Origin of the sequence: Pseudomonas sp. R1-18 (genome assembly GCF_051132095.1) — a bacterium.
Classification (GTDB): domain Bacteria; phylum Pseudomonadota; class Gammaproteobacteria; order Pseudomonadales; family Pseudomonadaceae; genus Aquipseudomonas.
Window position 1 is genome coordinate 897,016 of the sequence record NZ_CP071658.1, and the last position, 14,411, is coordinate 911,426.

The 14,411-nt window shown below is 60.6% G+C and carries 14 protein-coding genes and 1 other RNA gene; 10 read left to right on the top strand and 5 right to left on the bottom strand.

The genetic code is table 11. From position 1 onward, the window contains the following. Position 1: 1 nt before the first annotated feature. Complete coding sequence (leuD, locus tag J3P77_RS04185) at positions 2 to 610, top strand: 3-isopropylmalate dehydratase small subunit (protein WP_434679828.1); 609 nt, start codon at positions 2 to 4, stop codon at positions 608 to 610. A gap of 46 nt (positions 611 to 656) precedes the next feature. Here leuD and J3P77_RS04190 read toward each other — a convergent pair whose 3' ends face one another. From J3P77_RS04190 to J3P77_RS04210, 5 genes are all read right to left on the bottom strand, one after another. Beyond that, positions 657 to 1,574, bottom strand: a complete 918-nt coding sequence (locus J3P77_RS04190; RefSeq protein ID WP_434679829.1) for a LysR substrate-binding domain-containing protein — start codon at positions 1,572 to 1,574, stop codon at positions 657 to 659. Positions 1,575 to 1,681: 107 nt separating this feature from the next. Next, positions 1,682 to 2,260 carry a BON domain-containing protein gene (locus J3P77_RS04195; RefSeq protein WP_434679831.1) on the bottom strand — a complete coding sequence of 193 codons (579 nt, stop codon included), beginning with the start codon at positions 2,258 to 2,260 and terminating at the stop codon, positions 1,682 to 1,684. Beyond that, the gene (locus J3P77_RS04200; protein WP_434679832.1) at positions 2,257 to 2,850 is read right to left on the bottom strand and encodes a phosphoheptose isomerase; all 594 of its coding nucleotides are present in this window, start codon (positions 2,848 to 2,850) and stop codon (positions 2,257 to 2,259) included. Before J3P77_RS04200 ends, J3P77_RS04195 begins: the two co-directional genes overlap by 4 nt. 159 nt (positions 2,851 to 3,009) lie before the next feature. Further along, positions 3,010 to 3,381 (bottom strand): YraN family protein, encoded by a 372-nt coding sequence (locus tag J3P77_RS04205; RefSeq protein ID WP_434679833.1) that lies wholly within the window; start codon positions 3,379 to 3,381, stop codon positions 3,010 to 3,012. Next, complete coding sequence (locus J3P77_RS04210; RefSeq protein WP_434679835.1) at positions 3,381 to 5,195, bottom strand: penicillin-binding protein activator; 1,815 nt, start codon at positions 5,193 to 5,195, stop codon at positions 3,381 to 3,383. Before J3P77_RS04210 ends, J3P77_RS04205 begins: the two co-directional genes overlap by 1 nt. 342 nt (positions 5,196 to 5,537) lie before the next feature. Here J3P77_RS04210 and rsmI point away from each other — a divergent pair, with 342 nt between their 5' ends. The 9 genes from rsmI (at position 5,538) to mraY (ending at position 14,409) form a co-directional block, all read left to right on the top strand. Next, entirely contained in the window at positions 5,538 to 6,332 is a 795-nt protein-coding gene (gene rsmI, locus J3P77_RS04215) for a 16S rRNA (cytidine(1402)-2'-O)-methyltransferase (RefSeq protein WP_434681879.1), read from the top strand. A gap of 83 nt (positions 6,333 to 6,415) precedes the next feature. Then, positions 6,416 to 6,772: RNase P RNA component class A (rnpB, locus tag J3P77_RS04220), an RNA gene on the top strand. 306 nt (positions 6,773 to 7,078) lie between these two features. Then, on the top strand, positions 7,079 to 7,534 hold the full coding sequence (gene mraZ / locus J3P77_RS04225) for a division/cell wall cluster transcriptional repressor MraZ (RefSeq protein WP_434679836.1): 456 nt from the start codon (positions 7,079 to 7,081) through the stop codon (positions 7,532 to 7,534). Between the two features lie 2 nt (positions 7,535 to 7,536). After that, complete coding sequence (gene rsmH, locus J3P77_RS04230; protein WP_434679838.1) at positions 7,537 to 8,478, top strand: 16S rRNA (cytosine(1402)-N(4))-methyltransferase RsmH; 942 nt, start codon at positions 7,537 to 7,539, stop codon at positions 8,476 to 8,478. Beyond that, positions 8,475 to 8,768: a cell division protein FtsL gene (gene ftsL / locus J3P77_RS04235; protein WP_434679839.1), complete on the top strand. Its 294-nt coding sequence runs from the start codon at positions 8,475 to 8,477 to the stop codon at positions 8,766 to 8,768. The genes rsmH and ftsL overlap by 4 nt, the downstream gene beginning before the upstream one ends. Beyond that, on the top strand, positions 8,768 to 10,501 hold the full coding sequence (locus J3P77_RS04240) for a peptidoglycan D,D-transpeptidase FtsI family protein (RefSeq protein WP_434681882.1): 1,734 nt from the start codon (positions 8,768 to 8,770) through the stop codon (positions 10,499 to 10,501). The genes ftsL and J3P77_RS04240 overlap by 1 nt, the downstream gene beginning before the upstream one ends. Next, positions 10,501 to 11,964, top strand: a complete 1,464-nt coding sequence (locus J3P77_RS04245) for a UDP-N-acetylmuramoyl-L-alanyl-D-glutamate--2,6-diaminopimelate ligase (RefSeq protein WP_434679841.1) — start codon at positions 10,501 to 10,503, stop codon at positions 11,962 to 11,964. Before J3P77_RS04240 ends, J3P77_RS04245 begins: the two co-directional genes overlap by 1 nt. Beyond that, positions 11,957 to 13,327: a UDP-N-acetylmuramoyl-tripeptide--D-alanyl-D-alanine ligase gene (locus J3P77_RS04250; RefSeq protein ID WP_434679843.1), complete on the top strand. Its 1,371-nt coding sequence runs from the start codon at positions 11,957 to 11,959 to the stop codon at positions 13,325 to 13,327. The genes J3P77_RS04245 and J3P77_RS04250 overlap by 8 nt, the downstream gene beginning before the upstream one ends. Continuing rightward, a complete protein-coding gene (gene mraY / locus J3P77_RS04255) occupies positions 13,327 to 14,409 on the top strand; it encodes a phospho-N-acetylmuramoyl-pentapeptide-transferase (protein ID WP_434679844.1) in 1,083 nt (360 codons plus the stop codon). The genes J3P77_RS04250 and mraY overlap by 1 nt, the downstream gene beginning before the upstream one ends. The last annotated feature ends 2 nt before the right edge of the window (positions 14,410 to 14,411 follow it).

Genomic DNA, 14,411 nt, shown 5'->3' on the forward strand with positions numbered 1-14,411 from the left:
CATGCAACCTTTCAACACGGTAAGCGGCAGCGCCGCGCCACTTCTGGCTGCCAACATCGACACCGACGTCATCATGCCCAAGCAGTTTCTCAAGGGTATCGACCGGAAAGGGCTGGATCGCGGTCTGTTCTTCGATTTGCGCTTCCTGAAATCAGGCGAACCCAACCCCGAGTTCATTCTCAACCAACCTCCGTGGAACGACGCAGCGTTCCTGGTAGTCGGTCCCAACTTTGGTTGCGGGTCCAGCCGGGAGCATGCCGTCTGGGGCCTGAAACAGGTCGGCATCAGAGCACTCATCGGCACCAGCTTTGCCGGGATTTTTTATGACAACTGTCAGCGTAATGGGGTGTTGGCCATACAGCTTCCCGAAGCCCGGTTGAAGCAGATTGCAGGAGTGATCAGTGACGCAGCGACAGCACGCGTGGAAGTTGACTTGCCAGAGCAGAAAATCAGGCTGGCGGACGGCGCAGTGATTCCTTTCGAGATCGATCAATTGCGCAAACAGTCTTTGTTATCAGGGCTTGATGCAATTGGTACGACGCTACAGCGTGCCGATCAGATTCGAAACTTCGAGTCTCGACATCTGGCCCAGAATCCCTGGCTGAGATAGCGGGAAATGCCGGCGGAAGATCACTAACATCGATCTTCCGCACATGTCAGCCAACAGAAAGATCGCGAAAGTGTTCTTCCAGAAACTCGACGCAGACGCGCAATTTGGCCGACTCGCTGAGGCGAGTAGGGTAAACAGCCCAGACATTGGCGCTTTGTGAGTAATCAGCGAGCACCTGCACAAGGCGCCCTTTTTCCAGCATCGGTTTCACATCCCAGATCGAACGCAGCAGAATTCCGCCACCGCTCAGTGCCCATTCCAGAACAATTTCTCCGTTGTTGGAAGACAGTGGCCCGCTGACCCGCACCGACTCTTCCTGCCCGTTTCTGGTGAGGTTCCAGACGCCGAAAAGGTTGTTGCGCTCCTTGAGCACCAGGCAATCATGGTGTTTGAGATCTTCCAGTGAAACAGGCGTGCCACGCCGTTCCAGATACTCAGGCGTTGCACACAGCACGCGGCGATTACTTGCCAGCTTGCGGCCCATATGCTGGTCCGGCAGGTCATCGCCCACAAGTATCTCCAGATCAAACCCCTCGTTGACGAGGTCAACGACACGATCAAACACGTCGAGGCGAATATCGAGCTTCGGATAGGTCTGTGAGAGCTTGCAGATGGCTGGCGCCACATGGTTGCGGCCAAAGCCGAAGCTGCTGCAAATGTGCAGCGAGCCCATTGGTTGATGTCGCGCTTGCGATATCTCCCCGACAAAATCGTCGAAATCGCCGAGCAGCTTTTCGGCCCATACCCGCACCCGCTCGCCATCATCGGTCAACGCGATACGTCGGGTCGTGCGGTGGAACAGTTTCGTCGATAGAGTGGTTTCGAGCACCGATACCCGCTTGCTGATGTAGGCCGGCGAATAACCCAGCTCTTCAGCCGCGCTGGAGAAACCATTTTTGCGAACGACAGTGAGGAAAACCTTGAGGTCTTCGGGTAACGGAAATTGATCACGCTTCGTATTCATGCGTCACAGACTTCCGCTGTTCCTCAAGTGGTTTGCGAAAGATACATTGAAGCATCGAGGCGCAGCCTGAAACCAGAGGCTGCGCTCTCACTCCAGCCTGTCGTTGCTCAGTTGATGTATTCGAACAGCTTCACGATCTTCTGCACGCCGGACACGCCTTGCACCAGACTGGTGGCACGGTTGGCTTCGTCCTGAGTGACAAGGCCCAGCAGGAATACGATGCCGTTCTCGGTCACGACCTTGATGCGTGAGCCTGGGATCGATTCGTCGGCCAGCATCTGGGTCTTGATCTTGGTGGTCAGCCACGCATCGTTGTTGCGCGCCAGCAGCGAGGAGGGGGCCATGACCTGAAGTTCATTGTTGACCTTCTTCACGCGCTGTACGGAGCTGGCAGCCTGCTCGGCCATGCTCTTGAGGTCGGCGCGAGGCGTCTGCCCGGCGAGCAGCACGACACCGTTGTAGCTGGTGACAACGATGTGCGAGCCCTCGGCCAGATCCGGGTGGGCCTTGGAGATATTGACCGAGGCCTTGGTTTCGATCAGGGAATCGTCGATCTTGCTGCCGAAGGTCCGCGTGCCGCGGTCATCCTCGATCGGCTTGTCGCGAGCCGCCGTGAGTACCGAGCTGCAGCCGCTGAAACCGAGGCACAGGGTCAGGACCAACAGGCTGAGGCGATTAGGGGTCATTCTTCACTCCCGAACAGTTGGCTGTCGATCAGATCGCAAAGGCAATGGATCGCCAGCAGATGGACTTCTTGTATGCGGGCCGTAACATTGGCCGGTACGCGGATTTCCACGTCCTCGGGCAACAGCAGCGATGCCATGCCGCCGCCGTCGCGTCCCGTCAATGCTACGACAATCATTTCGCGATCATGTGCGGCCTGGATGGCCTGAATAATATTCGCCGAGTTGCCGCTGGTGGAGATAGCCAGCAGGACATCGCCCGGCTGGCCAAGGGCGCGGATCTGCTTGGAAAAGATTTCGTTATAGCTGTAGTCGTTGGCAATGGACGTGATCGTCGAGCTATCGGTCGTCAGCGCCAGAGCTGGCAGGCTGGGACGCTCACGCTCGAAACGGTTGAGCAGTTCGGACGAAAAATGCTGCGCATCGCCAGCGGAACCGCCGTTGCCACAGGCCAGCATCTTGCCCTCGTTCAGCAGGGCGTTGACCATCACCTGACTGGCTTGCTCGATAAAGGGTGCAAGAACTTCCATCGCCTGTTGCTTGGTATCGATGCTGGCCTGGAAGAGCTGGCGAATTCGGGATTGCATGTCCATCAATGTGACCTTAATGAGAGCGTACAGCGGCTGGTCGGACGCCCGGGGTTTCCGAAGGCTGTCCGGCACACAGAGTGTGCGGCCCGCAAAACAAAATAGCGAAATCGGGGTTGGAGGCTTGCTCGTCAGGATCGGACGCTCGGATTATTACCGGTCCGATCAACTGTCGAAGGCGTTCTTGAGCCAGTTCAGCGGAGCAGCGTCATGCGGGTCTCCCTCGACCGCGATGACATCGAAGCGGCACGGATAAGCGGCCCATTGCGGCTCCTGCTGCAAGAACAGTTGTGCGGCTGTAACAAGCCGCTCCTGCTTGCGAAAATCCACGCTGCCCATGGCTCCACCCCATCCGGAATGGCGCCGGTAGCGAACTTCGACGAATACTACTGCATCGCCGTCGAGCATGACTAGATCAAGCTCACCACGTTTACATAACCAGTTGCGGGTGATCAGTTGCAGGCCATGCTGCTGAAGATGCAACAGGGCGAGGGCTTCCGCCTCTCGCCCTGCCTGTTGCCGGGTACCGCGTTGCATCAGGGAGCGGTGTCGGGGAGGCGCTGGATGCTGCCGTCCACGAACTCGGCCCAGGGCAATTGCCGCTCGACACGGCGGCTCGGGTTCATGCTCAGGCTTCCGGACAGACCGTCGATGCGGCTATCAGGCAGTGCCTTGAGCTGAGCGAGGCGAGGGGCCAGGCGATAGGCGTCGATACCCATCGCATACAGGCGGCCAAGGCTGCCTGCCGCTTGCGGCCACTGGGCGGTAACCTGCTGACGCAGCGGGTCGTTGGCGTTGAGCAGCCAGGGAGTTTCGCAGAAGCGTACGCCGTTCAGGTCCAGATACTGAGCCCGATCGTTGCTGTTGGTGAACAGGTGCGACGTGGCGTAGACCGGCACATCACCGGCGTACTGGAACACCATGGTGGGCTTGATCTGCTGGGCCTGTTGCGGCGTTGCGGCGAGGAACATGAAATCGATGTCCTGACGACGCGATGGTTGTGCGGCTACCTGCGTGCCGACGGTGTTCTGTACCTGCTGGGCGCGACCTTCGCTCTTGCGCAGCTGGAACAGGTCGGCAACCTGCTGAGCCAGCGCGACTGGCTGATCGACATGCTCGGCGGCGATCAGAGTTCCGCCCTTCGCCTGCCAGCTCTGGCGGAATGCCTCCAGCACGCGGTCGCCCCATTCGCCTTTCGGCACCATGGCCACGGCGCTGCGCTTGCCATCCGCCCAGGCGCGGCGAGCGACTTCGCGGGCCTCGTCTTCAGCGGCCAGACCGAACTGGAACAATTGGGCAGGGCCTTCGCTGCCGGCGTCGCTGTAGTTCAGCGCCAGTGTAGTGATAGGCAACTGCTCACGGCTGTTCAGCTGTTTGACCAGGTTCTTTTCCAGTGGACCGACCACCAGTTGCACGCCAGCCGCTTTCGCCTGGGTATAGAACTCGTCCATCGAGGTCAGGCGCGAGCTGTCGAACACTTGAATGGCCGGAGGGTTCTGGCCGGCCTGCTGGGCCTGGAAATGCGCGGCCATGAAGCCTTCGCGCAACGCCTTGGCAACCGACGCCAGTTGGCCTTCCTGAGGCAGCAACAACGCGATTTTGGTCAATGGTTCGCTGGTCAGGGAGCGCAACTGGGCGAGGGTGGTCGGAAGCTGCAATGCCGCCGGATGCTGAGGGTGCTGCGCTTTCCAGGTGTCGATGGCCGCCTGTTGCTGCTCCAGCGTCCCGGCACCTTTGACCGAACGGGCCAGGTTGAGCCAGCCGCCCATGTCGTCACTGGCGGTGCTTTGCAGCTGATCGGCCGGCAGCGAAGACACCAGTGCCCAGATGGCATCGTTGTTGGCGAGAGCATCCGGACCTTGGAGTAACGGGCCCGCAAACACACGCTCGCTGACCGCAGGCAGGATCTGACCATCGGCTTCAAGCGCGCGCGCCTTGACCGTATGGGTGCGAACCTGCTGCTCGACCGACAGCTCGCCCAGGCGCTGCATGCTCGGGTGGTTGAGGGCAGTCAGCGCAGCCTTTGGCTGATTTCGACCCATTGCCAGCTCGGCGGAAAGCGTGCTGGCGAAGACTTGCAGGCCGGGCTTGAGCTGGTCGATCTGCACCTGGCCCAGAATCTGCGCGGCGCGGCCGGCATTGTTCTGACGGTTGGCCAGATCAGCGGCACTCAGCCGCAGCGTCGCGGCCTGCTCCGGCGTCTTGGCGGCAGCAGCCTGATCGAGCAACTGCTCGATGGTGGCGTCGGGAGTGCGAGGCAACTCACCAAGGCTGGAGGAGGGTGAGCTGGCGCAGGCAGCCAATAAGGCAGCGAGGCAGAGGGCAGAGAACAGCCGCAGACAAGCGATCATGTATGTGTTCCTGATACTCAAGCGAATTAACGGGGAATTGTACCCAAGCACTGGCCGGGGTGCGACTTCGATGGTGTTATAAATGGTGATGCCGGTCTTGCCGCTGCCTTGTGAGGGCGTCGGACGTCGCGTCGAGATTGGGCTTGATCATCGAGAGTGTTCCTTATTTATGACTAACCTGCGGCGCGCGCCTTTCGTCGACCCGGTAGCCTGTACAATGGCGTCTTTTGAGACATCAGGACTAACAAACATGAGGTCTGCGCTTTGACTGCCCCGGTTGCTTCGAATTCCGCCACAGGTTCGCTTTATGTGGTGGCGACACCTATCGGCAATCTGGACGACATGAGCGTGCGTGCATTGAAGGTACTGCGCGAGGTAGCGCTGATCGCCGCCGAGGACACGCGTCACTCTGCGCGCCTGATGCAGCATTTCGGTATCGGTACGCCCCTGGCGGCATGCCATGAACATAATGAACGCGATGAAGGTAGTCGTTTTATCACCCGTCTGCTGGCGGGCGACGACGTTGCGCTGATTTCCGATGCGGGCACACCGCTGATCTCCGATCCGGGCTATCACCTGGTCCGACAGGCAAGGGCGGCGGGAATACCGGTGGTTCCGGTGCCGGGCGCGTGCGCGCTGATTGCTGCCTTGTCCGCTGCGGGCCTGCCTTCCGATCGCTTCATGTTCGAAGGCTTTCTGCCGGCCAAGGCTGTAGGGCGTCGGGCCAAACTGGAATTGGTCAAGGAAGAGCCGCGCACGCTGATTTTCTATGAAGCTCCGCATCGCATCCTTGAATGCCTGCAAGACATGGAGCAGGTGTTCGGTGCCGATCGTCCGGCGTTGCTGGCTCGCGAGCTGACCAAGACGTTTGAAACGCTCAAGGGGCTGCCGCTGGGCGAACTGCGCGCGTTCGTCGAAGCGGACAGCAACCAGCAGCGTGGCGAGTGCGTGGTGCTGATTGCAGGCTGGACGCCGCCGGAGGATGAGGACGTGGTCGGTGCCGAGGCGCGCAGGATTCTTGGTCTGTTGCTCGAAGAAATGCCGCTCAAGCGTGCGGCCGCGCTCGCGGCGCAGATTACCGGTGTACGAAAGAACCTTCTTTATCAGGTCGCACTGGACAGTCAAAGCGACAAATAAGCTGGTTTTTCAAGGGTTCGCGACAATCTGCCCGGCTTTTAAAGCTTGTCCTCAAGGGCGTGTGCCGCTAACCTTGGCGGCGGAGAGTCGATTGGGCAGTCGCTGCCTCTTGCTGCTCGCAGCAAGGGGGGGAGGAAAGTCCGGGCTCCATAGGGCGGAGTGCCAGGTAACGCCTGGGGGGCGTGAGCCTACGGAAAGTGCCACAGAAAATAACCGCCTAAGCACTTCGGTGCCGGTAAGGGTGAAAAGGTGCGGTAAGAGCGCACCGCACGTCTGGCAACAGTTCGTGGCTAGGTAAACCCCACTCGGAGCAAGACCAAATAGGGTTCCAAGGCGTGGCCCGCGCTGGAACCGGGTAGGTTGCTAAAGACGTCCAGTGATGGCCGTCGTAGAGGAATGACTGTCCTCGACAGAACCCGGCTTATAGATCGACTCTCCACCTTATTCCCTCGTCTGCTATACGCGGCAGACCGACCTTCGTAAGACCAAAAAATTCTTACACCTCATAAGTCACTTTAAGTTCGGACCGTAATGGACTGAATTAAGTGAGTTTTATCTCTCGCAAGTGCTCATAAATTCCCTCTGATTCTTCAATACCGCTCCTAAATCTCCGAAATGTAAGGCTTTTCCTTGAGAGCGTGCCTTGACTGTGTGGTGGGCGGATTCCTATAGTGTGCGCAAGTGGCAGAAAGTGGCACGAAGTGGGTTTTTCTAGCGCAAAAAGATAATATCCGGAGAATGCGCCTGTGTTCCGTGGTGCCAACGCGATCAACCTCGATGCAAAGGGCCGTCTCGCTATGCCGAGCCGGTACCGTGACGAGCTGGATTCGCGTAGTGGCCGGCAACTGATCGTGACCATCGATGCCGTTGACCCCTGCTTGTGTCTTTATCCGCTGTCCGAGTGGGAACTGATTGAGGCAAAACTGCGTGATCTCGCCACTTTTCGGGAAGAAAACCGCCGCTTGCAACGGCTTCTGATTGGTAATGCAGTCGATCTGGAGCTGGATGGCAGCGGGCGTTTTCTCGTGCCGCCGCGTCTGCGTGAATATGCCAGCCTGGATAAGCGCGTAATGCTGGTCGGCCAGCTCAACAAGTTTCAACTGTGGGACGAGGACGCCTGGAACGCGCTTGCTGACGCTGACCTTGCTGCCATTCAACAACCTGGCGCGATGCCTGATGAATTACGTGACCTGATCCTGTGACTATGAATAGCGGCTATACCCACATCACCGTACTGCTCGAAGAAGCCGTCGAGGCTCTCGCGGTGCGCGCCGATGGCTGCTATCTGGATGGCACGTTCGGACGCGGCGGCCATAGCCGCCTGATACTCGAAAACCTCGGGCCGGACGGATGGCTCCTGGGGTTCGACAAGGACCCTCAAGCGATTGCCACCGGGCAAGCGCTGGCGGCCGAAGACGGCCGCTTTGTCATTGTGCAGCGCAGCTTTGCCGAACTGGGCGCCGAAGTGGAAGCACGCGGGCTGGCCGGCAAGGTCAACGGCGTGCTGCTGGACCTTGGCGTATCGTCGCCGCAGCTTGACGATCCGGAGCGCGGCTTCAGTTTCATGAATGATGGCCCTCTGGACATGCGCATGGACCCCAGCCGTGGTGTCAGTGCTGCCGAGTTCATTGCCACGGCGTCGGCCGAAGAAATCGCTCGCGTATTCAAGGAATACGGCGAAGAGCGGTTCGCCAAGCGCATGGCCAACGCCGTGGTGCAGCGTCGTGAAGTCCAGCCTTTCGAGCGTACCGCCGATCTTGCCGAAGTCCTCAAGGTCGCCAACCCTGCCTGGGAAAAGGGCAAGAATCCTGCGACGCGCGCCTTTCAGGGGTTGCGCATCCACGTCAATAACGAACTGGGCGATCTTGAAGCCGGCCTGGAAGCTGCGCTTGATGCCCTGGAAATCGGCGGCCGTCTGGTCGTGATCAGCTTCCACTCGCTGGAAGACCGCATCGTCAAACTGTTCATGCGCAAACTGGCCAAAGGTGAAGCGGATAACATGCCGCGTAACCTGCCGATCCAGTTCAAGGCCTTTGAGCCGAAGATCAAGATTCACGGCAAGGCCCAATTCGCATCCGACGAAGAAACCCGCGCCAATCCACGCTCACGCAGTGCTGTCATGCGTGTCGCGGAGAAGCTCAGGTGAGCCGTCTGTTTCTCAAACCCCTTCCCGGCGGTAGCTTCTTCATGTTGCTGCTGTTTATTGCCGTCCTGGTTTCGGCCATTGGCGTCTCCTACAGCGCCCACTGGAACCGCCAACTGCTCAACGCGCTGTATGCGGAAATGAGCGTGCGCGACAAGGCACAAGCCGAGTGGGGCCGCCTGATTCTTGAGCAGAGCACCTGGACCGCGCACAGCCGAATCGAGACGCTGGCCACCGAACAGCTGAAGATGCGTATTCCGAACGCTGCCGAAGTGCGGATGGTGGCGCCATGATGAAGCTCGAAGGCGCGCTGTATCCGTGGCGCTTCCGCGTTGTGGTCGGCCTGTTGGTGTTGCTCGTGCTCGCCATCTGCTGGCGCATCATTGACCTGCAAGTCATCGACCACACCTTCCTGAAGGAACAGGGCGATGCGCGTAGCGTTCGTCATATTCCGATTCCGGCGCACCGTGGCCTGATCACCGACCGCAACGGCGAGCCGCTGGCGGTGAGTACGCCTGTCACGACGCTGTGGGGCAACCCCAAGGAAATGCAGCAGGACAAGAGCAAGTGGCCGGCACTGGCTGCGGCGCTCGGGCAGGACCTCAAGGGCTTCACCGAGCGCCTCGATTCGCAGGCCGGCAAGGAATTCATCTATCTGGTCCGCGGCCTGACCCCCGAGCACGGCCAGTCGGTGCTCGATCTGAAGGTGCCCGGTGTCTATGGCATCGAAGAATTCCGACGCTTCTATCCGGCCGGGGATGTCACCGCGCACATGGTCGGCTTCACCGACCTTGATGACCATGGTCGAGAGGGCGTCGAACTCGCCTACGATGACTGGCTCGCCGGGGTGCCGGGCAAGCGGCAGGTCATCAAGGACCGTCGAGGGCGACTGATCAAGGACGTCCAGGTAACCAAGAACGCCAAGGCCGGTAAGACCTTGGCTTTGTCTATTGACCTGCGCCTGCAATATCTGGCGACCCGCGAACTGCGCAACGCCATCGTCGAAAACGAAGCGAAGGCCGGCAGTCTGGTGATCATGGACGTCAAGACCGGTGAAGTCCTGGCGATGGTCAACTCGCCTACTTACAACCCGAACAACCGCCGCACCATGGTGCCGGCCGCCATGCGCAACCGGGCGATCATCGACGTATTCGAGCCCGGTTCGACGATGAAGCCGATTTCCATGACTACCGCGCTGGACAGCGGCCGCTGGAAGCCGACCGACAAGGTCGAGGTCTATCCGGGCACGCTGCAGATCGGTAAATACACCATTCGCGACGTGACCAAGACCGAAGGCCCGATCCTCGATCTGACCGGCATTCTGATCAACTCCAGTAACGTCGGCATGAGCAAGGTAGCGTTCGATGTAGGTGGTGAAGCCATCTTCCGCACCATGCAGCGCGTCGGCTTCGGTCAGTACACCGGCCTGGGCTTCCCCGGCGAGCGTGTCGGCAACCTGCCCAACTACCGTGAATGGCGCAAGGCCGAGACGGCGACCCTGTCCTACGGCTATGGCCTTTCGGTGACGGCGCTGCAGTTGGTGCACGCCTATGGCGCGCTGGCCAATGACGGTCGCATCGTGCCGCTGACGATTCTGAAAAGCGATGCGCCGCCAACGGCCGTACAGGCGATCCCCGAAAACACCGCCAAGACCCTGCAAGGCATGTTGCAGCAGGTGATCGAGGACCCGCGCGGCGTCTACCGCGCCCGCGTGCCGTCGTATCACGTCGGCGGCAAGAGCGGTACCGCGCGCAAGACGTCGATCGGTACCAAAGGCTACGCCGAGAATTCCTATCGCTCGCTGTTCGCGGGCTTCGGTCCGATGAGCAACCCGCGCTACGCCATCGTCGTGGTGATCGACGAGCCGAGCAAAGGCGGCTATTACGGCGGCCTGGTTTCGGCTCCAGTGTTCAGCAAGGTGATGTCCGGCACGCTGCGTCTGATGAACGTGACGCCCGACAACCTGGCTCCAATTCCCCCGGAGCAAGTGAATGTTGCACCGGTAGCCAAAGGAGGGCGTGGGTGATGGCTTTCAATCTGAGCAAGATCTTTCCTCATACCGACCGCGACCCGCTGATCCGCGAACTGACCATTGACAGCCGCAAGGTGCGTCCCGGCGACCTGTTTCTGGCAGTGCCCGGCATTCAGGTCGACGGCCGGGCGCATATCGCCGACGCGCTGCACCGCGGCGCCGCCGCCGTGGCCTATGAGGCTGAAGGCGCAACCGTGTTGCCGCTCACCGATGTGCCTTTGATTCCGGTCAAAGGCCTGGCTGCTCAGCTGTCGCATATCGCCGGACGTTTTTACGGCGATCCGAGCCGTAGCCTGAATCTGGTCGGCGTGACCGGCACCAACGGCAAGACCAGCGTGACCCAACTGGTCGCTCAGGCGCTGGATCTGCTGGGCCAGCCGTGCGGGATCGTCGGTACGCTTGGCACCGGCTTTTACGGCGCATTGCAAAGCGGTCGGCATACGACGCCCGATCCGATTTCCGTGCAGGCTACCCTCGCTGACCTCAAGAAGGCCGGCGCGCGGGCTGTTGCGATGGAAGTGTCTTCCCATGGTCTGGATCAAGGCCGTGCGACTGCGCTGGCATTCGACGTGGCGGTGTTGACCAACCTGTCCCGCGACCATCTGGATTACCACGGCACGATGCAAGCCTATGGCGCGGCAAAGGCCAAGCTGTTCGCCTGGCCGGACCTGCGTTGCCGGGTGATCAATCTGGACGATGATTTCGGTCGCCAACTGGCCGATGCCGAGCACGAATCCAGGCTCATCACCTACAGCCTGCATGACAAAAGCGCCCGGCTGTATTGCCGTGATGCAAAGTTCGATGACGACGGCGTGCGCGCTACTCTGGTGACGTCCCACGGCGAGCACCTGTTGCGCAGCCGCCTGCTGGGCAGGTTCAACCTGAGCAACGTGCTTGCCGCAGTCGGCGCACTGCTGGGGCTGGAGTACGCGCTGGACGAAATTCTCAAGGTGCTGCCAAAGCTTGAGGGCCCGGTCGGGCGCATGCAGCGTCTGGGTGGCGCCGACAAACCTCTCGTTGTGGTCGATTACGCGCACACGCCCGACGCGCTGGAACAGGTGCTTGCAGCCTTGCGTCCGCACGCCAAGGGCCGACTGCTGTGCCTGTTCGGCTGCGGCGGCGACCGTGACCGTGGCAAGCGCCCGTTGATGGCCGAAGTGGTCGAGCGCCTGTCCGACGGCGTCTGGGTTACCGATGACAATCCGCGTACCGAATCCCCGCTGCGGATTTTCGATGACATCCGTCCTGGCTTCTCCAACGCCGAAACCGTGCGTTTTGTCGAGGGCCGCGGCCGCGCCATCGCCGAGCTGATTGCCAGCGCGAGCGCGCATGACGTGGTGGTGCTGGCCGGCAAGGGCCACGAGGACTATCAGGAAATCCACGGCGAGCGGCAAGCGTTCTCGGATCTCGAAGAAGCAGCCAAGGCGTTGGCGCAGTGGGAGCCAAAAGATGTTTGAGCCGATGACTTTCAGCGACCTGACCGCACCGCTCGATGCTCGCGCGGTAAACGGCGATTGCCGTTTCGACGGTGTGAGCACCGACAGCCGGGCCATTCAGCCTGGGCAACTGTTTGTTGCGCTGACCGGGCCGCGTTTCGACGGTCATGAATATCTTGAGCAAGTCGCGGCCAAAGGCGCGGTCGGTGCGCTGGTCGAGCGTGAAGTGCCGGATGTCGCACTGCCTCAGCTGGTTGTGCTCGATACCCGCAAGGCCCTGGCACAACTCGGCGCGATGAACCGTAATGCGTTCGTCGATCGTCCGGTCGCAGCCATTACCGGTTCGAGCGGCAAGACCACCGTCAAGGAAATGCTCGCCAGCATTCTGCGCACGCGCGGACCGGTGCTGGCGACTCGCGGCAATCTGAACAACGAACTCGGGGTGCCGCTGACGCTGTTGGAGCTGGCGCCTGAATACACTTCGGCAGTCATTGAACTGGGCGCTTCGCGCGTGGGCGAAATCGCCTTCACCGTGAGCCTCGCCAAGCCACATGTCGCCGTACTCACCAACGCAGGCACCGCGCACGTGGGCGAGTTCGGCGGTCCGGACCGCATCGTCGAAGCCAAGGGCGAAATCATCGAAGGGCTGGATGCCAATGGCGTCGCCGTTCTGAATCGCGACGACAAGGCGTTCGACATCTGGCGTGCGCGCGCCGGTTCTCGCAAGGTCCTGAGTTTTGCGCTCCGCGACACGTCGGCTGACCTGCATGCCAGTGATATCAGTCGGGACGTACGAGGCTGCGCCAGTTTTACAGTGCACAGCCCGCTGGGCAGCGCGCCGGTGCAGTTGAACCTGCTGGGCACGCACAACGTGGCCAACGCGCTGGCCGCGGCGGCTGCCGCTTATGCGCTGGGCGTATCGCTGGACGGGATCGCCGCTGGTCTGAATAACGTACAGCCGGTCAAGGGCCGCGCGGTTGCGCAGATCACCGCCAGCGGTCTGCGCGTGATCGATGACACCTACAACGCCAACCCCGGTTCGGTGAATGCCGCTGTCGACATTCTCACCAGCTTTCCCGGTCGCAAAGTCTTGGTGCTGGGCGATATCGGCGAACTCGGCGACTGGGCCGAGCAGGGCCATCGCGACGTCGGCGCTTACGCCAGGGACAAGGTTGACGCGCTGTATGCCGTCGGGCCGCTGATGACTCACGCAGTCGAAGCATTCGGCGAGCATGCGCACCACTTCGCCACTCAGGCCGAGCTGATAACGGCGCTGGCGAGTGAGCAGGAACAAAACACCACTTTATTGATCAAGGGCTCGCGCAGCGCTGCGATGGAAAACATCGTGGCCGCATTGTGCGGTTCTAGCCTGGAGAAACATTAATGCTGCTGCTGTTGGCCGAGTTCTTACAACAGTTTCACAAAGGCTTCGCGGTCTTTCAGTACCTGACCCTGCGCGGCATTCTCGGCGTGCTGACCGCGCTGACGCTGTCGTTGTGGCTGGGCCCCTGGATGATCCGTACCTTGCAGATGCGCCAGATCGGCCAGGCTGTGCGCAACGACGGGCCACAATCGCACCTGTCGAAGTCCGGCACGCCAACCATGGGCGGCGCGCTGATCCTGTCGTCCATCGGCATCAGTACTCTGTTGTGGGCTGACCTGAGTAACCGCTACGTCTGGGTTGTGCTGCTGGTGACCCTGCTGTTCGGCGCCATTGGCTGGGTCGATGACTACCGCAAGGTGATCGAAAAGAACTCTCGTGGGCTGCCGAGCCGCTGGAAGTATTTCTGGCAGTCGGTATTCGGTCTTTGCGCCGCGATCTTCCTGTACGTGACGGCGCCTTCGGCGACCGAAACCACGCTCATCGTGCCGATGCTCAAGGACGTCAGCATTCCGCTGGGCATCGGTTTCGTGGTGCTGACCTACTTCGTGATCGTCGGCTCCAGTAACGCGGTGAACCTCACTGACGGCCTGGACGGTCTGGCGATCATGCCAACGGTCATGGTGGGTGGCGCGCTGGGTATCTTCTGCTACCTGTCCGGCAACGTGAAATTCGCCGAATACCTGCTGATTCCCTACGTGCCCGGTGCGGGCGAGCTGATCGTGTTCTCCGGCGCGCTGATCGGCGCGGGGCTCGGCTTTCTATGGTTCAACACCTATCCGGCGCAAGTCTTCATGGGCGACGTCGGTGCGCTGGCGCTGGGTGCTGCGCTGGGCACCATGGCGGTGATCGTTCGCCAGGAAATCGTGTTGTTCATCATGGGCGGCGTGTTCGTGATGGAAACCCTTTCAGTGGTCATTCAGGTCGCGTCCTTCAAGCTGACCGGCCGCCGTGTGTTCCGCATGGCGCCCATTCATCACCACTTTGAACTCAAGGGCTGGCCTGAGCCACGCGTGATCGTCCGTTTCTGGATCATCACGGTGATCCTCGTACTGGTCGGCCTTGCAACGCTGAAATTGAGGTAAAA